General features: G+C 56.9%; 20 protein-coding genes and 2 tRNA genes. 9 read left to right on the top strand and 13 right to left on the bottom strand.

Going from position 1 to position 21,143, the window contains the following annotated elements:
* Positions 1–5: 5 nt before the first annotated feature.
* On the bottom strand, positions 6–1,037 hold the full coding sequence (locus GOV85_RS12265; RefSeq protein ID WP_171178506.1) for a glycosyltransferase family 4 protein: 1,032 nt from the start codon (positions 1,035–1,037) through the stop codon (positions 6–8).
* Positions 1,038–1,058: 21 nt separating this feature from the next.
* Positions 1,059–2,231: an MFS transporter gene (locus GOV85_RS12260; protein ID WP_171178504.1), complete on the bottom strand. Its 1,173-nt coding sequence runs from the start codon at positions 2,229–2,231 to the stop codon at positions 1,059–1,061.
* Between the two features lie 141 nt (positions 2,232–2,372).
* Here GOV85_RS12260 and GOV85_RS12255 point away from each other — a divergent pair, with 141 nt between their 5' ends.
* A complete protein-coding gene (locus tag GOV85_RS12255; RefSeq protein WP_171178502.1) occupies positions 2,373–3,515 on the top strand; it encodes a DUF3095 domain-containing protein in 1,143 nt (380 codons plus the stop codon).
* Between the two features lie 4 nt (positions 3,516–3,519).
* Here the strand turns inward: GOV85_RS12255 and GOV85_RS12250 are convergent, their stop codons facing one another.
* Positions 3,520–4,290 carry an HpcH/HpaI aldolase/citrate lyase family protein gene (locus GOV85_RS12250; protein ID WP_171178499.1) on the bottom strand — a complete coding sequence of 257 codons (771 nt, stop codon included), beginning with the start codon at positions 4,288–4,290 and terminating at the stop codon, positions 3,520–3,522.
* A 222-nt stretch (positions 4,291–4,512) separates the two neighbouring features.
* Here GOV85_RS12250 and hpaR point away from each other — a divergent pair, with 222 nt between their 5' ends.
* Entirely contained in the window at positions 4,513–4,947 is a 435-nt protein-coding gene (gene hpaR / locus GOV85_RS12245; RefSeq protein WP_171178497.1) for a homoprotocatechuate degradation operon regulator HpaR, read from the top strand.
* Positions 4,948–5,536: 589 nt separating this feature from the next.
* The gene (locus GOV85_RS12240) at positions 5,537–6,235 is read left to right on the top strand and encodes a fumarylacetoacetate hydrolase family protein (RefSeq protein WP_171178495.1); all 699 of its coding nucleotides are present in this window, start codon (positions 5,537–5,539) and stop codon (positions 6,233–6,235) included.
* A gap of 3 nt (positions 6,236–6,238) precedes the next feature.
* Here the strand turns inward: GOV85_RS12240 and GOV85_RS12235 are convergent, their stop codons facing one another.
* Entirely contained in the window at positions 6,239–7,459 is a 1,221-nt protein-coding gene (locus GOV85_RS12235) for a winged helix-turn-helix domain-containing protein (RefSeq protein ID WP_171178493.1), read from the bottom strand.
* Positions 7,456–8,481, bottom strand: coding sequence for a LacI family DNA-binding transcriptional regulator (locus tag GOV85_RS12230; protein ID WP_171092978.1), 1,026 nt, complete (start codon positions 8,479–8,481; stop codon positions 7,456–7,458). The genes GOV85_RS12235 and GOV85_RS12230 overlap by 4 nt, the downstream gene beginning before the upstream one ends.
* A gap of 115 nt (positions 8,482–8,596) precedes the next feature.
* Between GOV85_RS12230 and GOV85_RS12225 the strand changes: the two genes are divergently transcribed.
* The 4 genes from GOV85_RS12225 to GOV85_RS12210 all read left to right on the top strand — a co-directional run bounded on the left by GOV85_RS12225 (position 8,597) and on the right by GOV85_RS12210 (position 11,329).
* Positions 8,597–8,673 (top strand) — tRNA-Arg (locus GOV85_RS12225).
* 132 nt (positions 8,674–8,805) lie between these two features.
* Positions 8,806–9,693 carry an AraC family transcriptional regulator gene (locus GOV85_RS12220; protein ID WP_171178491.1) on the top strand — a complete coding sequence of 296 codons (888 nt, stop codon included), beginning with the start codon at positions 8,806–8,808 and terminating at the stop codon, positions 9,691–9,693.
* A 113-nt stretch (positions 9,694–9,806) separates the two neighbouring features.
* Positions 9,807–10,760, top strand: coding sequence for an alpha/beta hydrolase (locus tag GOV85_RS12215; RefSeq protein ID WP_171178489.1), 954 nt, complete (start codon positions 9,807–9,809; stop codon positions 10,758–10,760).
* Positions 10,761–10,819: 59 nt separating this feature from the next.
* Positions 10,820–11,329 (top strand): nuclear transport factor 2 family protein, encoded by a 510-nt coding sequence (locus GOV85_RS12210; RefSeq protein WP_171178487.1) that lies wholly within the window; start codon positions 10,820–10,822, stop codon positions 11,327–11,329.
* Between the two features lie 28 nt (positions 11,330–11,357).
* On the opposite strand, the gene arsB is transcribed toward GOV85_RS12210, so the two are convergent.
* Genes arsB through GOV85_RS12190 form a run of 4 tightly spaced genes read right to left on the bottom strand, consistent with a single transcriptional unit; the run spans position 11,358 to position 15,467 of the window.
* A complete protein-coding gene (gene arsB / locus GOV85_RS12205; RefSeq protein WP_171178485.1) occupies positions 11,358–12,380 on the bottom strand; it encodes an ACR3 family arsenite efflux transporter in 1,023 nt (340 codons plus the stop codon).
* Positions 12,377–13,642 carry an organoarsenical effux MFS transporter ArsJ gene (arsJ, locus tag GOV85_RS12200; protein ID WP_171178483.1) on the bottom strand — a complete coding sequence of 422 codons (1,266 nt, stop codon included), beginning with the start codon at positions 13,640–13,642 and terminating at the stop codon, positions 12,377–12,379. The genes arsB and arsJ overlap by 4 nt, the downstream gene beginning before the upstream one ends.
* Positions 13,639–14,637: an ArsJ-associated glyceraldehyde-3-phosphate dehydrogenase gene (locus GOV85_RS12195; RefSeq protein WP_171178481.1), complete on the bottom strand. Its 999-nt coding sequence runs from the start codon at positions 14,635–14,637 to the stop codon at positions 13,639–13,641. Before GOV85_RS12195 ends, arsJ begins: the two co-directional genes overlap by 4 nt.
* Positions 14,634–15,467, bottom strand: a complete 834-nt coding sequence (locus GOV85_RS12190; RefSeq protein ID WP_171178479.1) for a MarR family transcriptional regulator — start codon at positions 15,465–15,467, stop codon at positions 14,634–14,636. The genes GOV85_RS12195 and GOV85_RS12190 overlap by 4 nt, the downstream gene beginning before the upstream one ends.
* Positions 15,468–15,693: 226 nt before the next feature.
* Between GOV85_RS12190 and GOV85_RS12185 the strand changes: the two genes are divergently transcribed.
* Both GOV85_RS12185 and GOV85_RS12180 read left to right on the top strand, forming a co-directional pair.
* Positions 15,694–15,769, top strand: a tRNA-Thr gene (locus GOV85_RS12185).
* Between the two features lie 274 nt (positions 15,770–16,043).
* Entirely contained in the window at positions 16,044–16,862 is an 819-nt protein-coding gene (locus GOV85_RS12180; protein WP_171178477.1) for a DUF2189 domain-containing protein, read from the top strand.
* A gap of 257 nt (positions 16,863–17,119) precedes the next feature.
* On the opposite strand, the gene dxs is transcribed toward GOV85_RS12180, so the two are convergent.
* The 4 genes from dxs to GOV85_RS12160 are packed head-to-tail and all read right to left on the bottom strand — an operon-like array spanning position 17,120 to position 21,094.
* Entirely contained in the window at positions 17,120–19,048 is a 1,929-nt protein-coding gene (dxs, locus tag GOV85_RS12175) for a 1-deoxy-D-xylulose-5-phosphate synthase (protein ID WP_171178475.1), read from the bottom strand.
* A gap of 13 nt (positions 19,049–19,061) precedes the next feature.
* On the bottom strand, positions 19,062–19,928 hold the full coding sequence (locus GOV85_RS12170; protein ID WP_171178472.1) for a polyprenyl synthetase family protein: 867 nt from the start codon (positions 19,926–19,928) through the stop codon (positions 19,062–19,064).
* Positions 19,929–20,171 carry an exodeoxyribonuclease VII small subunit gene (locus GOV85_RS12165; protein WP_171178469.1) on the bottom strand — a complete coding sequence of 81 codons (243 nt, stop codon included), beginning with the start codon at positions 20,169–20,171 and terminating at the stop codon, positions 19,929–19,931. It abuts the gene before it with no gap.
* Positions 20,168–21,094, bottom strand: a complete 927-nt coding sequence (locus tag GOV85_RS12160; RefSeq protein ID WP_171178467.1) for a histone deacetylase family protein — start codon at positions 21,092–21,094, stop codon at positions 20,168–20,170. The genes GOV85_RS12165 and GOV85_RS12160 overlap by 4 nt, the downstream gene beginning before the upstream one ends.
* Positions 21,095–21,143 lie beyond the last annotated feature (49 nt).

Below are 21,143 nucleotides of genomic sequence, written 5' to 3'. Positions count from 1 at the left end.
GCGCTTCAAGCGCTCAGAAGACGCTGGTAGAGCGCAACCAACGTCTCTGCCTCACCGTGAATATCGAAATTCTGTTCGACATGGGTGCGGGCGGCCTGACCGGACAGTGCAAGGGAATCACGGTTTTCCAGCATCTCCGCCGCTGCGTCGGCCAGCGCGGGAATGTCGTCCGGGGCTACCACCCTGCCCAGCGACGGGTCGGTCACGATCTCGGAAAACGCGCCAACATCTGTGGCCACAACCGGTACGCCACACGCCATGGCTTCAAGCGGGGTGAGCCCGAACCCCTCCCACCGTTGGGGTGCGATGAACAGGTCCAGAACCTGATACCATTCGGCAATCTGATCAACCGTGACCTCGGGCATGAATATGATGCGATCAGACAAGCCCGCCTTAGCAACCTTGTCTTTCAGCTCGGCCAGAAATGCGGTGTGCTTCTCGGTGGCCCGGCCCATGACGATACCTGAAACGGTGTCGAACCGCCCACACAGATCGATCATCGCGTCAACAAAGGCATCTGTACCTTTTTGGTGCCGGATGCGGCCGTAGCATCCCAACAGCAGTCCGTCCGGAAGCCGCAGTTTTGCCCGAACGGCGGCCTTGTCCTGTGGGGGCGTAAAGTCCTCAAGGTTGATACCATGCATGACAACCTGTGCGTCGCGCTCAAGGTACCCGGCGGTTTTTTGTGACGTTGCCACGATCGCGTCCATCTTTCCGATCAGCCATTTTGTATAGCCAGTATGAGGACGTTGGGATGCGCTGGTGAACAGCAGTTTGAGTTTCAGGCGGAACACGTTCCGCAGGATCAAGCCCAGAAGCATCTCGGTGTTGCGGCGGGCGTGCCAAACGCGTGTTGGACGGCGTGACAGAAAGGGCAGGCGACCCAGTGGGATATGCGGGATGTCGGCGGGCAGGCCCGGACCCGTGGCGGCGATGTCGATTGATTTTGCCTGAAGCGGAACCAGCCTTGCGATGGTTGCGGTCACGCCCGAAAGCCTGCGTTTCAGATTTGGGGCTATGACGACGGGGTCTTTCACCGGGCTCTCCTGATGGCTGCTTCAGTCGACACTATCCCGGCTGAATAGATAGATCACGCAACCAATGGCAAGCGATATGGCAAAAAACCCGAATATCGCCGTGTAAGGCGCGGTTGACCCAGTCTGAACGGTGGCAGCATGAATCCGACCGGTGACGAACTGGGCAACGCCGACGCCACCGATGCCGAACAGGTTCAAAAGGGTCACGCCGCGGCCAACCAGGTGCGGTGGTACAAAGGCCCGACCATGGGCCATGATGACCGGAAAGCTGGCCCCGGCAAAGCCTATGACGGCCAGCAGCAGAACAGACAGCCAGATTGCGTTGTCAATCCACAGGCACAGCAAGGTCAGCGCCACTGCCCCCAGCGCATTGCCCGCAAAAACAACCCACTTTCGGGTACCAAAAACGCGATCCAATGGCCCGTAGACAAAAGTGCCAGCAATCATTGCGGTCCCCATGATCAGGGTCGCGGTGCCGATTTGCGTCGTGCTTAACCCGAAAATATCGTTCAGATATGGCCCGGCCCAAAGGCCCCGCAAAGCGCCAGAAGGCGCGTATGCGACCAACATCAGCGGCAGGATCAACCAGAGAGCGGGCTCCTTCACAAGGTCCAACAATGACCCCTTTTGGTCCGTCTCAACCTTTTTCGGATCATGCACAGTCAGCAAAAGGCCAAGAGAAATTGCAGCCGAAATCACGGCCAGCCCAACCATCGTTGCGCGCCATCCCATCCACTCGACCGCGAGTGCGGTGGGGTAGGATGCCACGAGGTTGCCAACAGACCCCACGCCAAGCATCACAGCCGCCAAAGTGGCAAACCGCGCCGGAGGGTATTCTCGGGCAAAGATAAAATATGAGGCCATCAGGACCGGCGAGCAGCCAACGCCAATCAGCCCCATTGCAATGCTGATATGCATTGGCGTAGACGCAGCGGCAAAAAGCGCCGCCCCTCCTGCACCACCAATCAGCAGCAGCACCGCTGCGGTCAGGCGGGGGCCAACCCGATCCAGCGCCCAGCCGACCGGGATTTGCATCGCAGCAAAAACCAGGAACCAAAGGCCCGAGGCAAACGCCAGATCCTCGGGTGTTGCGCCAATATCCTGTTCCAGGTCGAGGCTGAGAACAGCCAGAAACGCGCGGAAAAACTGGCTGAGTACGTAGCCCAGGCATAAAACCACCAAACCTGCCTGCATAACTTGCCCCTTATTTTGCGCGCTTTAGGGAAAGGCTTGGCATGTCATGATGCAACGCACAAGCGTGTGTAGTATATTTCAGAAACGGGACTTGGACTTACGCCCGCCTAATTTAAGCTCAACATTGATTTGAGGGGGACCATGAAAGACCTCCATTCCGAGTTTTATGAAAACCTCCCTCTTTTGCGGGAGTTTACTTTGGTGGCGGACCCGACGCAGTTTTCAGCTGTGCCGGATGAATGGGTCGTCGGCGTTGCCGACATAGTTGATTCAACCGGAGAAATCGCCCGGGGCCGATACAAAACCGTCAACACGGTTGGGGCGGCTGTGATTTCAGCCATGATCAACGCCATGAACGGTAAGCTGTTTCCCTATGTTTTTGGTGGCGACGGTGCTGGCTTTGCCGTTCCGCCCAGTCAGGTCGAAGCTGCGCGTGATGCATTGGCTGCTTTGCGACGCTGGGCAGAAGAAGAGTTTTCCATGCCTCTGCGTGCGGCCATGGTATCGATGGCCGAGGTCCGAGCCGCCGGTCGGGATGTGCGCGTGGCCCGCTATGCACCATCTACCGGCGTGGACTATGCCATGTTCTCGGGGGGTGGGCTGGCCTGGGCCGAAGCCGAGATGAAGGCTGGCCGCAACATGGTTGATCAAGCAGAACCGGGCGCCCAGCCGAATCTGACAGGCCTGTCGTGCAGATGGTCCAACAGTACGGCTCGGCATGGCCAGATCGTCTCGCTGGTTGTTGAGCCCACTGCATCAGCGTCAGAGGGTGATTTTGCCGATCTGGTGCAATCCGTTCTGTCCATGTCGGAAAAACTGGAGCGTGCAGGGCACCCCGTGCCCGAGAACGGCCCGCCCATGAAATGGCCGCCGCCTGGCTTGGACATTGACGCGCATGTGTCACGCAATGGACGGAACATGATATTGCAAAAGACTGTTCTGCTGTTCCAGAATCTGTTGATCGCAGCCCTGTTTAAACTGGGCAAACGCCTGGGTCAGTTCGAGCCGGACCACTACAAGAAGATGGTCAGCGGCAACGCGGACTTTCGCAAGTTTGATGACGGTTTGAAGATGACGCTTGATTGTGATGCGTCCACGTTGAAACGGATCGAACACATGCTGGAGCAAGCGCGGTCGCGTGGAAAGATACGCTATGGTTTGCACGCACAAAACGAAGCGATGATGACATGCATTGTCCCGTCGGCCACCCGGGATGATCATGTGCATTTTGTTGATGGCGCGTCGGGCGGGTATGCTCAGGCCGCTGCGGCCATGCGCGCGTGAAAGGTCAAGACACCTTCCACTGCTCCGAAAGCGAACGGGCCGTCTGCGCCAATAGCATCACGTCGATACCTACGGCCAAAAACTGCGCGCCCATGTCTTTATAGGCTTGCCGGGCCTCGTCATTGGTCGCAAGGATGCCCGGCGCTTTGCCAGACGCCTTGATCCGCGCCAGCGCGTCTGCGATCACCTCGCGCATCTCAGGGGCGGCGCTGTTGCCCTGATAGCCCATGTCGGTCGACAGGTCGGCGGGGCCGATGAAAACTCCATCAACGCCCTCGACCTGTAAAATATCATCCAGGGCATCCAATCCAGCGCGGGTTTCAACTTGCAGCAACAGGCAGATTTCCTGATCCGCTGTTTGAATATACGCGTCGACAGCCCCATACATAGTCGCCCGTGCCGCCATAGCACCCACGCCGCGCGCTCCGGTCGGAGGATAGCGACACGCACGAACCAGTTCGCGCGCTTGCTCGGCGCTTTCGACGATTGGGACCAGCACGGTCTGCGCCCCTGCATCCAGAACCATTTTGATCAACCAGGTTTCGCCAATTGGAACGCGCACCACCGGATGCGATGGGCTGGCGGCCAAAGCCATGAGTTGATCCCGGATCGAACGGATGTCATTTGGGGCGTGTTCCCCGTCAATTACCAACCAATCGAAACCCGCTGTGCCCATGACCTCGGCGGTGACAGATTCAGCAAAGCTCATCCAGCACCCAATCTGGGTTTTTCCCTCATTTAGAGCCTTTTTGAAGGGGTTTTCCGGGGCAGCCATCAGATCTCTCTTGCTTTTGCAAACCATGATTATCAAAGACCCGGTGCCGGGTCCTTTCTGCATCTTCTCTTATGACAGTGAATTGTCCAGTCTGAATGCAGCCTTTCTGACGGGGCATAATCGACGCTGGCGGCGCCTTGCCTCCGCATGATGATAACTAGCGCCTTGCCAGAACTGGGAGGATTGCTTGCGAAAAAGCTGAAATTCGGTGATAATTTTCCTATGACTGACGACCTGCCTCTGACGTCGCGATCTTTGCCCATAGCGCTGTTGCGGGCGCGGGAAAAGGTTATGGGACCCATCCGTGCAATGCTGGCTGACGCTGGTGTCACCGAACAGCAGTGGCGGGTTTTGCGGGTTTTGAACGAAGAAGGCCCACAGGAACCGACACACATCGCTGATCGCGCCTGCCTGTTGTTGCCCAGCCTGACGCGGATTTTGCAGAAGCTGGAACAAAGCGGTTTGATCTCGCGGCGCTCTCATCCGGCAGATCGCCGTCGCCAGATCATTGAGATCACCACAAACGGTACCCAGATCATTCGCGCCAATTTGCCCGTAAGTATCGCCCAAGCAGAACGCATTCGGTCTCAGCTGGGGCAGGAAAAGCACGAGTTGTTGCTGGATCTTCTCAATGACCTGAAAAATCTCGAAGCCTGACAAGTGGCTAAAGCGAAGACGCTTCTTAGAAACCCCGCCGGAGAGTTTAGGGGGTATTCTCCAGCGGGGCGGCCAGACTCGTACTGGATCATTGCCTGGCCCGAGGCCGGTTGCGTCATGTGTAGTCTGACGGTCCGACCTGCAATTCGGAGTGTGCGCCGAGTCAAAACAGACTCTAATTAAAGCGTTGCTCCCGGGGACGGGCACATGCCTTTGCTCTCCGAAATAGATGTTGGTAACTGCCAACCGATGGATTGTCTTGCAAATGGGACCTCTGAAGTCGCATCGGCTAGGTAATTTGCCAAGTGTGTGCATCTGGCTTCAGTTCGGCCATATTGTCGGCTGCAACATCTGTAATTGAGGACATAACTCAACTTAAGCCCGAGCCAAGTCACGTTTGTTCTTCTTTTGACAAGGTCATAAAGGCGGAAGTGACATTGCTGTGAAACGGTCATTGCACTGCATACCGGAATTGGGCGGGTTTGCGCTGAAACACCAACAAAGCTTTGGCGAAATTCGGCGTGTTTTCTTGTATTGCTGATCGGACTGGCGGTCGTAAGATGAACCAGCACAATAGTCCGAGAGCACCATGTCAAATAGTCTGTTTTCCCTTCCCGACCCGGCTACTATCCCTGTTGTTGGGGCCTCAGCAGAGTATCCTGTGGGGCGTATTTTCTGCGTCGGTCGGAATTACGCGGCCCATGCGGCCGAAATGGGGAATGAGGTCGATCGCGAAGCACCGTTCTATTTCACCAAATCTGCAGCCAACGCGGTTCTGTCCGGGGCTATGGTTCCGTACCCGGCAGGGACCGAGAATTATCATCATGAAATGGAGTTGGTGCTGGCGATCGGAAAACCTGTATTCCGTGCCACCTCTGCGCAGGCTTGGGATGCAGTTTATGCTTATGGCTGCGCCCTCGACATGACCCGTCGCGACCTGCAGATTCGCGAACGAAACAAGCAACGGCCCTGGGATCTGGGCAAGGATGTCGAAAACGGTGCGGTATTTGCCCCGCTGACACCGGCAGGCAAATGGTCGCCGGACGCAGACAAGCATATCCGTCTGCGCGTCAATGATGAACTGCGACAAGACGCGACGCTTGAGGAGCTGATCTGGAAAATCGACGAAATCATCTGCCACTTGTCCGGCTTCTATCACCTGCGTCCCGGGGATCTGATTCTGACCGGCACACCAGCGGGTGTTGGACCGGTTGTGGCAGGTGATGTTCTGAGCGGTGAGATAGACGGGCTCGCGCCGATTGAATTGACCCTGACGGATGCAAAGTAGACCCTATTTAGGGTCTTTTAGCCAATCGTTGGCAAATTCGATTTGTGTGACTCCCGCCAGTCGTCGCACGCGATCCAGCTCGGCGTTCAGGCGTCGGGTGCGGGCGTCAGACCAGCGCACTCCGCGCTCGGGCCAAAGGGCTTTGACGCGTAACATGTCGCGGTCGCGATGCGCTTTCATGTCAATCCGGCCAACTAAACGGTTACCTTCCAGCAGTGGAAACACGTAGTAACCATAATTGCGCTTGGGTTCCGGCACGAAGACCTCGATCCGATAGTGAAAGCCGAACAACCGTTCTGCGCGATTGCGGTCACGCAGCATTGGATCAAACGGGCTGAGCACGCGGATGCGCCCGGGTGGCTGGGGCAGGTCCAAACTCTGGTCCGCCAGGTTTGAGCGGGCAAAGACCTTGCGGTGCCGCCCATCAGCGCAGGTGATCTCGATCTCTTCTATATCGCCTTTGGCCAGCGCCCTTGCGCACCAGCTTTTGGCTTCTGCTGCGCTGACCGTGTCCCAGAACGCAGCCAATTCGCCCGATGTTGCAAATCCAAGTCGGTCCAGTGCTGCGTTGCACAGCCAATCCACAGTCGCTTCTGCATCGCAATGCATGTTTCCCGGACAAAGTTGGGTTTCAATAACTCGCTCTGTCAGGTCATAGCGTTTCTGAAACCCCTCGCGGCCAACAACTGTAAGCGCGCCAGACCGCCACAAAAACTCCAAGGCGGTTTTTGACGGGTGCCAATCCCACCATCCGCCCGAGCCTTTCTTTTCGTCCTTGCCCACGTCCGAGGACGACACCGGCCCATGGTCACGGATGTGCTTCAACACCGTTTCAAACTGTTGTTCGAACCCATCCCGTCGCCAGTTCTTCCACCGCGCTTTCAGCAAATCAGCGTCGCGCTGAAAGCGCAGATGCCAGTGGGGGTAGAACTCCATCGGGATCACGGCCGCATCATGCGTCCAATGTTCGAACAGCTCTTTTTCCCTTTCATAGAGCCTTTTCAGGTGCGCGCCGCGATAACTGGGCCTGCGCGAAAACAGGATTAAGTCATGGGCGCGTGCAACTGTGTTGATACTGTCGAGCTGCACAAACCCCAACCGCTGGATCAGATTCAGAAGCGCACCGCCCTTGGCCTCACCCGATGGCAGTTCCGCCAGCGCGTGGCAATCCATGAAAACGGCCCGCGCTGTTTGGTTGTCGAGCCGTTTGAGGGGTGCCGTCATCGCCGCTTCAGGGTGTCGCCAAAGCTGATCTTGGGAGTCAGTGTCGCGCGCGTTTCAATCTCGGAGTCGGGATCTTTCAAACGCTCGGCGATGATTTGGGCGGCATGACGACCAATCTCAAGCCGACAGGCATCCATCGTCGCAAGTTTGCGCGGCAGACCCTGCAACAGTTCGACATTGTTGAAGCCGGCCAACCCGATTTGCCCTGGAATGTCGATGCCTTGCTCCAGCAGGTACAACAAGCCACCCGCACCGATCATGTCATTGGAGTAATACAGAAAATCCAGATCGGGAGAACGTTCCAGCATCGCCTGCGTCATCTCGCGCCCCTTCGCAAGGGCCGAGCCGCCGGAATAAAACTCGCGGTCTTCGATTTCGATCCCGTGCTTGCCCAATACCTCGGTGAAGCCTTCGAAACGCTTCCGGGCGCGGTGATCCAGAGGCATCTTGGTGCCCATGAAGCCAATATGCTGATACCCGGCCTTCAGGATCGCCTGCGCCATCTCGCGCCCGGCGCGGCGGTGCGAGATGCCGACCATCGCATCCACAGGCTTGCCGTCGGTATCCATGATCTCGACCACAGGAATGCCCGCTGAATCCAGCATGGCGCGTGCGGCTTCAGTATGTTCCAGCCCTGCAATGATCACGCCTGAAGGCCGCCACGAGAGCATCTCGTACAGCACCTTTTCTTCTTTTTCGGGCAGGTAGTCGGTCACGCCCACAACTGGCTGCAATTCCGTGTCTTCCAGCACCTGATTGATACCTGTCAGAACCTCAGGAAAAACCATGTTCGATAGCGACGGGATAATGACCGCGACCAGATTGACCCGGCTGGACGCCAGAGCGCCCGCGATCTTGTTGGGCACATAGCCAAGCTCTTTTGCGGCGGCCAGAACGCGGGTGCGGGTGGCGTCTGACACGTCCCCCCGGTTCCGCAAAACCCGGCTTACCGTCATCTCGGATACTCCAGAAGCCTCGGACACATCGCGAAGGGTAAGCGGGCGTTTGGATTCACTGTTCACGGGAGGCACCTGTGTTGTTGTTTTGCCCGATGGTAGCGTGAACAAGTCTGCGTGTACAACAATTGTGCAAAGCCGATGACAACCCGGAAAATCCCGGTTACAGAAGGCCACACACGGCCCCGTGGCTCAACTGGATAGAGCAGCCCCCTCCTAAGGGGCAGGTTGCAGGTTCGAATCCTGCCGGGGTCGCCAATTTCTCATGGTCTTCCGTCAATCGACGCGCGCTGAAACGCGGCAAGATTGGTCCCTGAATGCGCATCAAATACGTTGTTCGATCCACATTTACCTGCAAAAATTGGGCAAACTTTCCATGGGACCATCCGAGTGCCGCTCAGATACGCAGACATTTACCCCTCTGAACCACTGCTCAACAGCGACTCGATGGAGCGTCCTTCGGCAGCGGCACTGATGTCTGTACGATATTTTCAGGCGGAACCGGACGAAATGCCCGAGGACGTGTTCGCGGAACACCACGTATTGCTAAATTTGCAGGACAGTCCGCATCGCGTTCAAAATTGGCGTGACGGCACATTGCGGGATTTCACCTTCTGCAAGGACGAGGTCATTGTAACGCCCGCTGGCGTGCGGTCAGGTTGGCGGTGGTTCGCGCCGTCTGACGTGATCGTCATTACCCTAGAACCGCACAAGGTGGACCGTTTCGCGCAGTCTGAGCTTGGGATGTTACTCGATCCCCAACAATTTAAGGACTTGCCGCAGTTTTCCGACCCTGACCTTTGCGCGGCCGGTGTCATCTTGCGGGATGCGCTGGAGACTGAAGACATGTCCTCGGCCGTTATGTTCGAGGCCATGAGTCGGGTTTTTCTGGTCAAGCTGCTGCAGAAATACGGAAAGCGGCGCGCCGAAGATGCTGAATTGTCATCGCGGTTCACCTCTCGCCATTACCAACGTGTCCTGGCCTATGTACAAAAGCGCCTGGATCGCACGATCACCGTTGACCAACTGGCGTCCGAGGCTGGAATGAGCGCGTCGCATTTTGCCCGTGTCTTCAAGGAAACGCTTGGTTCAACGCCTATGCAATATGTCATGTCGTTTCGGATCGAGCAGGCGATGAAGATGATCGAAGATCCAAGGCGGCCCTTAGGGGACATTGCTTTGGCTTGCGGGTTTTCCGATCAGGCGCATTTCACCCGCAGCTTCAAGCAAGTGACCGGTCAGACCCCACGTGCTTTTCGCGTTGCGCTGAACGGTTGAAGCAGAATCTTTCAAAAACCGGGCAGCATGGTGCAATTTTCACAGGCGCTTACGTCGTATCTTTCATGTCATCGGGCCTGTGCCCAACCTGACAGATTTTGGGAGATACCTCCATGAAAACCCTCGCTTTGAACACCGCCGCTGCGCTAATGGCATCGACTGCCGCGATAGCTCAGGTCGAAACCCGCACCGTGACCTTTGAAAATGAAGGCACCATCATGTCCGGCACGCTGTATTTGCCGGAAGAACGCGGTGACGCGCCTTTGCCCACGGTTGTTGTCACCGGTGCCTGGACCTCGGTGCAGGAACAGATGCCCGCTAACTATGCACATGAAATGGCGGCACGCGGATTTGCTGCATTCACCTTCGATTTTCGCGGTTGGGGCAAGTCGGGCGATTTGCCTGACAATGTACGTTTTGTCGAAAGCCCAAAGGCCAAGACGTCGGACATCAAAGCCGCGTTCGAATATGTCGCAACCCTGCCTGAAGTGGATGCCGACCACATCAACGGGCTGGGTATCTGCGCTTCGGCCGGTTACATGGTCGACGCTGTTTCCGGAAATCCGCTGGTGCAACGTGTTGGGCTTGTCGCCCCCTGGCTTCAAAATGAAGAGATCGTCGAGGCCGTTTATGGCGGCAAGGATGGCGTTGCCGGGCTGATCGAAGTGTCCCATGCTGCCGAAGCCGTGGGTGGGCAAATCATCCCTGCGGCAGGGCCGGAAGGTGCCGAAGGCGTTCTGATGCCGATCGGTGGGTACTATTACGAGGCCGACCGTGGCGCGATCCCCGAGTATGACGACAAGTGGAACAATGCGGGCTGGGAAGGCTGGCTGACCTATCACCCTGCGGACAACCCGCAGCGTTTGGACAAGCCGCTCGCCATTGTTCACTCGGAAAGCGCGGCCATACCTCAGGGTGTGCAGGCCTTTCTCGCAGGGTTTGCAGGCGAAGCGACAGCCCAATGGCTGGAAGATGTCACGCAGTTCGATTTCTACGACAATCCCGAAGACGTGACCCGAGCAGCGGATACCGTGGCCGACCATTTCAGTGCTGGCCTAGACAGCTGAATTCTCGATCAGGCGTCGAAGTTGTCTTCAGCGCCTGCCCCTTACCCTGGAGTAAACCGATGCCCAAGAACCTTACCGCCACACTTGCAGCTGTCACAATGATTGGCAGCGCGGCGTTTGCCGAGCAACACACCAATATCTCGACAGCAATCACCGATATCGCAGCGGGAGCTGACCGCCATGACTGGACTCGTGTGCGCGGCGCTTTTGCCGATACGGTGACAACCGATTACACCAGCCTTTGGGGCGGTGACCCAGTCACGCAACCGGCTGACGACCTTATAGCAGGTTGGTCCGCATTCCTGCCTGGGTTTGAAAGCACACATCACATGGTCACCAACCATACCGTCAGATCGCTGTCCGAAACCCAGGCCACAGCGCAGGCTGATTTCACTGCTACCCACCGTATCGCGGATGGCTTGTGGGTGCTGGGCGGCCGATATGACTATATCCTTGAGAAATCCGAGGATAGTTGGGTTGTAACATCACTGACCATGACAGCGCTTTGGGAAACCGGTGATCGTGGTCTTGTGGCAATCGCGGCCGAGCGCGCGCAACAGTCCAATTGAACCAAGTGGTGAGCCGAGGTCGCCAAGTCTACCTTGTTCCTGGTTCTGGAAAACGCGTGCGTGTGCGGTTGGCGAAAGCAACAAGGGACAGCATCACTGGGACTTCGACCAGAACGCCTACAACGGTCGCCAACGCCGCGCCGGAGTTCAGACCAAACAAGCTGATAGCAACGGCCACAGCCAGTTCGAAGAAGTTTGATGTTCCGATCATGGCACACGGGGCTGCGATCCGATGGGGTACTTTCAGTGCATAGGCAGCGCCATACGCTATAGCAAAAATTCCGTAGCTTTGGATGAGGATAGGCACCGCGATCAGCACGATAACCATTGGCTTGGACAAAATGGTCTGACCCTGCAGTCCGAACAGAATAACCACAGTTGAAATCAACCCCATAACCGACCAAGGTTTTACGCGGGTAGAAAACGCCTCAACTGCCTGTTTAGAGCCTAGTTTGTTACGGGTGATCAACCCGGCAATCAGCGGCAACACCACGTAAAGAACCGTGGCCAGAACCAGCGTCTGCCAGGGCACTTCAATATCGGTGACACCCAGCAAAAAGGCGACGATCGGGGCAAATGCCACGACCATGATCAGATCGTTGACCGAGACTTGAACTAGCGTATAGGTCGCGTCGCCTTTGGTGAGTTGCGACCACACAAACACCATGGCGGTGCAGGGGGCTGCCCCCAACAAAATTAGCCCAGCTGTGTATTGGGCAGCGTCTTCGGGTGCAATCCAGGGTGCAAAGATATAGTCAAAGAATAATACGGCGAGCAGCGCCATGGTGAAGGGCTTGATCAACCAATTCACCACCAGCGTCACGATCAGACCGCGTGGCTGGCGGGCAACCCCGGCGACTGCGCGGAAATCGACGTTGACCATCATCGGATAGACCATCGCCCAGATCAGTACGGCTACAACCAGATTGACGCTGGCGATTTCGGCCCCTGCAACCAGTTGAACCAGTCCTGGCGCGGCTTGTCCGATCAGAACACCGCCAATCATGGCGAGCGCGATCCAAATTGTGAGATATCGTTCGAAAATGCTCATGAAAGCGCCTCGGAAGTCTGATCTGTGAGTTTACCAGAGGTCAGTGCGGCGAGGGCAACCATAGCGGACGCGGTACCGAGGACCATCGGCAATCCCCCGACCTGATAGGTGAGGCCAGACAAAACGGTGCCGACCAGCCGACCTGCTGCATTCGCCATGTAGTAAAACCCGACATCCATCGTCACACGCTCGGACTTGGTGAAGGCCAGGATAAGATAGGAATGCAGTGCCGAATTGACGGCAAAGACCGCTCCAAAGACCAGCAAGCCAGCAACGAGTGTCGTGGTCAGCCAGGTCTCAGGCTCGTTTGACAGCCAAGTGGCCAATGTTAGAGCCGCAGGAATGCAGAAAAGGATCACTGCCCAGCTGCGCGCAGCACGGATCAGATCACCTTCGGTTCGATCCGAGGCGCGAAGTATCCTTGGCGCGTTGGCTTGCACCACACCATAGAGGATGATCCACACCGCCATGAAAGTTCCTATCATGAAGAACGCAGATCGGTTGCCCGCCTCGGTACCGTCTGAGAGCACGGCGTAGAAATAGATTGGGATGCCGACCACAAACCAGACATCACGGGCGCCGAACAGAAAGACACGCGCTGCTGACAGCCAGTTTACATTGGCGGACTTCGAAAAAACTTCGGAGAACTTCGCCCCTTTGCGTCCCTTCGGCAAGCCTGCTGGCATGAACAGGATAACTGCAAACAGGATCACCGCCAGTACGGCTGCCATGACCAGAATTGCTGTCATAAAGCCCATTGTGGCCAGCATGGTCGCGCCCAGCAAAAAGCCCAGACCTTTGACTGCGTTTTTCGACCCCGTTAGCAGGGCCACCCAACGAAACAACCCGCCGCCCTCGGCAGGGGCCAGAAGTTTGACCGACGATTTCGAAGACATTTTGGCCAGATCCTTGGCCACTCCGCTGGCGCCTTGCACCATCATCACGAATGTGACCGACGCTGCGACGGTCCAGTTCGGGTCAAGCTGCGTCATGGCAAGCAACGCAATAACTTGCAGCCCCAGCCCTGCATAAAGGGTCGAGGTCAATCCGAACCGCGCTGCGATCCAGCCTGCGGTCAGGTTGGTGACAATCCCGGCGATCTCATAGAGCACAAAAAGATAAGCTAACTGAACCGGCGAGAAGCCCATGGTGTGAAAGTGCAACAGCACCAACATCCTGAGCGCCCCGTCGGTCAGCATGAAGGCCCAATAGGCCGCCGTAACCGCGATATAGGCCGACAATCCTTCGGGCCGTTGGGTCACAGCGACGATCCGACCATCAAAGCCACATCCACCAACCGATGCGCATAGCCCATCTCGTTATCATACCAGGCATAGATTTTAACCTGCGTCCCGTTCACCACCATGGTCGACGGCGCATCGACAATCGAAGAGCGTTCGTCATTGGTGTAATCGGTCGAAACCAGCGGGCGCGTCTCATAGCCAAGAATGCCCTTCAACTCACCCTCGGCAGCAGCTTTGAAAAAGCCGTTGACCTCTTCGGCGGAGGTTTCGCGCTGAACCTCGAATACGCAGTCAGTCAGCGATGCGTTCAGCAGAGGCACCCGCACCGCATGACCATTCAGACGTCCCTTAAGTTCGGGATAGATCAAAGTGATCGCCGTAGCCGAGCCAGTGGTGGTCGGGATCAAGGAATTCAGGGCCGAACGCGCGCGGCGCAGATCCTTGGCGGGGCGGTCCACGATGGTCTGGGTGTTGGTCACATCATGGATTGTGGTCATCGACCCGTGGCGAATGCCCAGATTTTCGTGAATGACTTTGACAACCGGTGCCAGACAGTTGGTGGTGCAGGAGGCCGCTGTCACGATGTTATGGGTCGCAGGGTCATAAGTATCATCGTTCACACCCACAACAATGTTGGCTGTCGGGCCGTCTTTGACGGGGGCGGAGACAACAACCTTTTTCACGCCTGCATCGAAATAGGGTGCCAGCTTGGCTTCGGTCTTGAAGACGCCAGTACAGTCGATCACTACATCGACACCGTCCAACGGCAGAGCTGAAAGGTCTTTTGTCCCAACAAAGGGGAGGCGCGTGCCACTCACAGTGATGCTGTCGGCATCGTGGCTGAACTTTGCATCCCAACGTCCGTGCACTGTGTCAAATTCCAGCAGATGCGCGTGCATTTCGGGATTACCAACAGCGTCGTTGATCCATGCAATTTTTGCGCCCCGTTCCAGCAAGGGTTTCAGCGCAAGTTTTCCCATCCGGCCAAGGCCGTTCAGAGCGTAGGTCGTCATTTCGTGTCCTCAAAAGATGCTCGCCCTATGTCATCGACAGCGGATTGCAGTGCGATCCGGTCAAGACTTTCGACCGGCAGCGACGTAAAGGCTTGGATCCGACGCTTCAGCGCGCCGTAAGCGTTTTGAAACGCAAGGCTTTTTTCTGCGTCGGTGCCTTCTGTCTTGACCGGGTCAACCATACCCCAGTGACCACTGATCGGTTGACCTTCCCAGGCCGGGCATTCTTCGTTCGCAGCCTGGTTGCAGACCGTAAAAACAAAATCCAGGTCAGGCGCATCCGGCCCCGAAAACTCGGACACATTCTTTGACCGCAGGACTGACGTGTCATGGCCCTTGTCTTGCAAAACCTGCATCGCAAACGGGTTCAGTTCGGAAAACGGCCATGTTCCTGCCGAATAGACATTGAACCGATCGCCGCCTATCTCGCGCAGCAGAGATTCAGCAAAGATCGAGCGGGCGGAATTGCCCACGCAAATGAACAACACATTGAACTTCCGGTCAGTCATGGTGTCACTTCCTTTGGTTGAAGGCATGCAAAGATCAGGTCGGCCACGGCAGCAGTCCACAATAAGGAAATCGAGCATTTGCTGCACGTTTTTCATTTCAATCGAATAGAGAAGAGACGTCCCGGATCGCTCCTGCTTGACCAGCCCTGACCGCTGCAACGCATTCAGATAGTTCGACATTGTGCTGGGTTTGATACCTAACTCTGCCGCCAGCTCGCCTGCGGGAACAGTGTCAGGAAACCGTCGCATTAACATGCGAAACACGGTGATGCGTTGCGGGTGACCCAGAATGGCCAGCTGGTCGATTACTTCTTCTATCATATTTCATGAAATATTGAATTAATGACCGGGAGTCAATTTCAACCCGTTGGCGTTACAAAAAATTCACATACGGAAGCTGCCGCAGGCAGAGTCGGTTGCCGGCTCAAAAGAAGACCCCATTCAGGCAGGTCGGCCGCAAAAAGCTCAACTGGGCTTGCAGGCAACAGACCGACAGTTTAAACGATCCATCGCACCCAGATAGAACCAGTTCTGGCTGCCATAAGTTGCCTCAATAGCTCAGCTGGTAGAGCAGGTCCTTCGTAAGGACAAGGTCGGGGGTTCGAGTCCCTCTTGAGGCACCACACATCTCGCTTTTCTGAAAAAATTCGCGTTGAATTCGAATGTACTTTCAAATTTTAAGTGTGCCCGTTGCACAGGCGTCGACTTGACGTTCTTTCCAACAAGACACATTTCGCAATGCCCAAAGGCGGTCTGCGCGCGAGTGTCGACCGTATCCCGACCTTGCCCCAATGCCTTGCCTGAGGCATGCTTGCTTCCGCAGGAAGAGTATCTGTTCACCGTCGGGTTTGTCGGTCAACGGATCAGCGCGGCGCCATGCTTTGGGAGGAGTTTGTCATGACATCCAAGACCGCAGGTTCCACACCACCAGACAACCTGACACCGCCACAACAGGCCGTGCCCGAGGTCAACAAAGTGACAGCGGATGATATCACCGCCGCACTAAAGGCTGGGTTTTCCGATTTTCTGGCGCGCCCCGTCATGAGCGGTTTTTTCGGCCTGTTCTATGCGGTTTTCGGAATACTGTTGGTTTGGGCCTTGGTTTGGCTCGGCAAGATCTGGATGATCATTCCTGCAATTGTAGGATTTCCGCTGGTCGCGCCTTTTGCCGCCGCCGGGCTTTATGAAATGTCGCGTCGCTTGCAAAAAGGGGAGAGTTTTGGGTGGTCCGAGATCCTCACCGTCATGGCCAACCAACGCAAGCGGGAAATGGGCTGGATGGCCTTTGTGACCTTGTTCATTTTCTGGGTGTGGGTTTATCAGGTGCGGCTTTGGCTGGCGATCATCCTGCAGAATGCATCCTTTTCCGATTTCGACGGGTTCTTGAACACCGTGCTATTTACGCCCCAAGGCTGGACGTTCCTGGCTATTGGCACGTGCGTCGGCGCTTTTCTGTCAGCAGCCCTGTTCACAGTAACCGTTGTCGCCATGCCTATGTTGCTGGACCGGGAAACCAATTTCGTTTCCGCGATGCTCACCTCTGTCCACGTTGTCAGGGAAAGCCCTGTGGTCATGCTCACTTGGGCGGCAATCATCTCGTTTACCATGCTGATATCGCTGGTTCCCGCATTTTTGGGCCTGATCTTTACTCTACCGATCCTTGGTCACACCACGTGGCATCTTTACCAGCGGGCGGTGCCGCCGGACGAGGTGTGATTTAACGGTAAGGCGTCTGCGATAGTCGAACGGCGGCACACATTTTTTGTACTGACAACGAAGAGGATAAAGCTGCTTTTCTAGCGCCTGTATCCGATATGGTACGGCTTAGGTTTGTTTTTGTGCAGCAAAGCAATTTCGGCTGCCGAAACGGGAACGCCCATACTCCTTCCACTAAGAACATTTAAAGCGAACAAAATCCTCATCACAGGCATCCCAAGTGCGCCGGAGGAAGTCACCAGACCGATGCGCGCAGCTCAGGCGCGCTTTTCCCCTATTGATGCAACGCCCAGAACGTCCAAAACTTTGGCTTCGATCTGTTCGGCGTTCATGCCGGCCACGGCATACATGTCCGTTGGGCTGGCCTGATCGATGAACGTATCGGGCAAGACCATCGAACGGTATTTCAGCCCTTGATCAAAAACGCCTTCCTCGGCCAAAAACTGTGCGACATGGCTGCCAAAACCGCCAATCGCGCCTTCTTCGATGGTGATCAGAGCCTCGTGGTTTGCTGCCAGGTCCAGGATCAGGTCGCGGTCCAAAGGTTTGGCAAAGCGGGCGTCGGCAATGGTTGGATTGATGCCTTTGCTCGCAAGGGATTCGGCGGCTTTCTGCACCTCAGACAATCGGGTACCGAACGAAAGTAGTGCCACGCGCGCGCCCTTCTGGATCACGCGGCCTTTGCCGATCTCAAGCACCTCACCGCGTTCCGGCAAGTCGACGCCAACGCCTTCACCACGCGGGTAGCGGAATGCAATAGGCCCTTCGTCATGCGCAACAGCGGTTGCCACCATGTGCATCAGTTCAGCTTCGTCTGCGGCGGCCATGACAACCATGCCTGGCAGGTTGGCCAAATACGCAATGTCGAATGATCCGGCGTGGGTGGCACCATCGGCACCCACCAAACCTGCGCGGTCAATGGCAAATCGCACGGGCAAACGCTGGATAGCCACGTCGTGAACGACCTGATCATAGCCACGTTGCAAAAAGGTCGAATAAATGGCGCAGAATGGCTTCATCCCGCCCGCAGCAAGCGCGGCAGAAAATGTCACCCCGTGCTGCTCGGCGATCGCAACATCGAAACAGCGCGACGGGTAGCGTTCGGCAAACAGGTTTAGGCCGGTACCGTCCGGCATGGCGGCGGTCACGGCAACGATCTTGTCGTCTCGCGCGGCTTCGTCGACCAGCGTTTTGCCAAAGACCGAGGTGTAAGAAGGCGCGTTGGAAGGTGCTTTCTTCTGTTCGCCTGTCACGACGTCGAACTTGGCTGTTGCGTGTCCTTTGTCTCGGGCTTGCTCTGCGGGTGCATAGCCTTTGCCCTTCTTGGTCAGAACGTGAATCAGGATCGGGCCGGTCGCTCGTGCCTTGACGGTCCGCAACACCGGCAGCAACTGGTCCAGATCATGTCCGTCTATGGGGCCTAGGTAAGAAAAACCAAGCTCTTCGAACAGCGTGCCGCCGACGGCCATACCTTTCAGCATTTCCTTGGCGCGTTTGGCCCCTTCGCGGAAGGGCTCGGGCAGCAGCGAAACCGCGCCTTTTGCGGCGGCTTTCAGATCGTGGAACGGCTCTTCCGCATAGATACGGGACAGATAGTTGGACAAGGCGCCCACCGGTGGCGCAATGCTCATCTCGTTGTCGTTCAGAATGACGATCAATCGCTTGCCCAGATGGCCCGCATTGTTCATCGCTTCAAATGCCATGCCTGCAGACATTGAGCCATCGCCGATCACAGCAATCGCATCGCCCAAACCCTCGGGTGTGACACCACCCAGATCGCGCGCCACGGCAAAACCAAGTGCTGCACTGATCGAGGTGCTGGAATGTGCCGCACCGAACGGATCATAGGGGCTTTCGCTGCGTTTCGTAAAACCACTCAAACCATCCTTCATCCGCAATGTGCGAATACGATCGCGCCGCTCGGTCAGGATCTTGTGCGGATAGCACTGATGACCCACGTCCCAGATGATCTTGTCGCGTGGCGTGTCAAACACGGCATGCAGCGCCGTGGTCAGCTCGACCACACCCAGACCTGCGCCCAGATGCCCGCCGGTGACGGACACGGCCGAGATTGTCTCGGCTCGCAATTCCTGCGCCACCTGATGCAGCTGCGCGTCCGAGAACTGCTTGAGATCCGCAGGGCGGTTCACAAGGTCCAGCAGGGGCGTGTTCGGGCGGTCAGACATTGGAATTCCTGGCTTAGCTGTCCCGGGCAATAACGAAGCGGGCGGCGTCCTTCAAGGTTTCTGCTGACGCACCGTACCCGTCCAACGCAGCACAGGCCGTTTCAACCAGATCTGTCGCGCGGGTTTTGGCCGCCTCAAGACCCAAAAGCGAAACAAAGGTTGCCTTGCCCGCATCTGCGTCTTTCTGCAGCCGTTTTCCTGCCTTTTCCACATCGCCTTCTACATCCAAGATGTCATCAGCAATTTGAAAGGCAAGCCCAAGAGCCTGCGCATAATCGCGCAGAGGGGTCGGACCGGCTTGCGCCAGCCGCGCACCCGCACAAGCAGACCATTCGATCAACGCACCTGTCTTGCCCGCCTGCAACCGGGTGATTTGTTCCAGTGTCAAAGGCGTGGCCGCTGTTTCGGCTGCGATATCCAGCGCCTGACCCAGAACCATGCCTTGCGCCCCGCTGGCTTGGGCCAGAGTCAGAGCCAATTCTGCACGCGTTTGGGCATCGCCAACTTCGGGCCGAGTGCACAGTTCAAATGCTAAGGTCTGCAACGCATCACCGGCCAACACCCCGGTCCCTTCGTTCCATTTCACATGAACAGTGGGCCGCCCTCGGCGCAAATCATCATCATCCATGCAGGGCAGGTCATCATGGACCAAAGAATAAGCGTGCAGCGCTTCGATCCCCGTTGCGGGCCAGATCGAGCGGGCCTCATCCACGTCATGCAAGCGCGCGCTTTCCCGCACCAAAAACCCGCGCAACCGTTTACCACCTTGCGTGGCATAGGCCATGGCCCGCGTTACGTCGACATCGTCCAGTGCGCCTAGAACCAGGTCAAAATGCGCCTGAATGCGCGCTGCATCCTGCGCCAGTCTTTCGCGAAACATTTACTGACCGTCGACAGATGTGGTCCCGGTGGGTTGCCCTGTGGCATCCAGAGTGATCGCGGCCACTTTCTCTTCAGCCCGCTTCAACTCGTCCTCGCACCGTTTCTTCAGGGCCGCACCGCGTTCATACAGCGCGATCGATTGATCCAATGCCACGTCGCCGCGTTCAAGCTGGCCCACAACGGCTTCAAGCTCTTTCATGGCCTGCTCGAATGTCATCTGCTCAACTGGGGTATCGGTCATGGTGCTGCCTTCATCAATTCTTCCACATGGGCGCGTGTGGCCGCGGCCAATGCGTTCAGATCATACCCGCCTTCCAGAGTCGAGACGATACGACCGTCACAAACCTCATCGGCGATTTTGCACAGCTCGGCTGTGATCCAGGCAAAGTCGCCAGTGGACCAGTTCAGATTGGCCAGCGGGTCGTCCTGATGGGCGTCAAACCCGGCGGAAATGATGATCAGATCGGGGTTGAACGCCCGCAGGCGCGGAAACGCCTGGGACTCGTACGCTGCGCGCATGTCAGCCCCACCGCTGCCCGGAGCCAGCGGGATATTAAGAACCGTGTCGTGAACCCCTGTCTCATCCGGGCGTCCCGAACCGGGCCAAAGGGGCATCTGCTGGCTGGTGATCACCAGGGCACGCGCTTCGTCCCACAGCAAATCCTGTGTTCCATTGCCGTGATGAACGTCAAAATCAACAACGGCAACGCGGCTAAGCCCGTGATGGTCCAGCGCATGTTTCGCCGCCAAGGCCGCATTGCCAAACAGGCAAAACCCCATTGCAGTGTCTGTTTCCGCATGATGCCCCGGCGGGCGAATGGCGCAGAACGCATTCGTTACGTCTCCGCTCAGTACCAGATCGACCGCTCGCACCACTGCGCCTGCGGCTCGATAGGCTGCGTCCACCGAGCCCGGCGACATGAACGTATCCCCGTCAATCTGCGCAAACCCATCTGACGGGCGCGTGGATCGAATATCGCGAATGTAACCTTCCGGATGCACCCGAAGCAGATCGTCATCAGCCGCCAACGGAGCGGTCATCCGTTTCAGTTCCAACCCTTCCAGGGCGTTCAGAACATGCTCCAACCGCGCCACCCGTTCGGGGTGACCCTCAGGCGTGATATGGCCCAGGCAATCAGCATGGGTCAAAAGGGCAGTTGTCATCGGGATCCCCTGTTCATCTGGCTACAAATACCTTCGCCGAAGGCACAAA

The organism is Ruegeria sp. HKCCA4633 (assembly GCF_013034605.1).
GTDB lineage: Bacteria > Pseudomonadota > Alphaproteobacteria > Rhodobacterales > Rhodobacteraceae > Ruegeria.
Note: the sequence above shows the minus strand (reverse complement) of the source record. Positions and strands in the feature narration are given on the sequence as shown.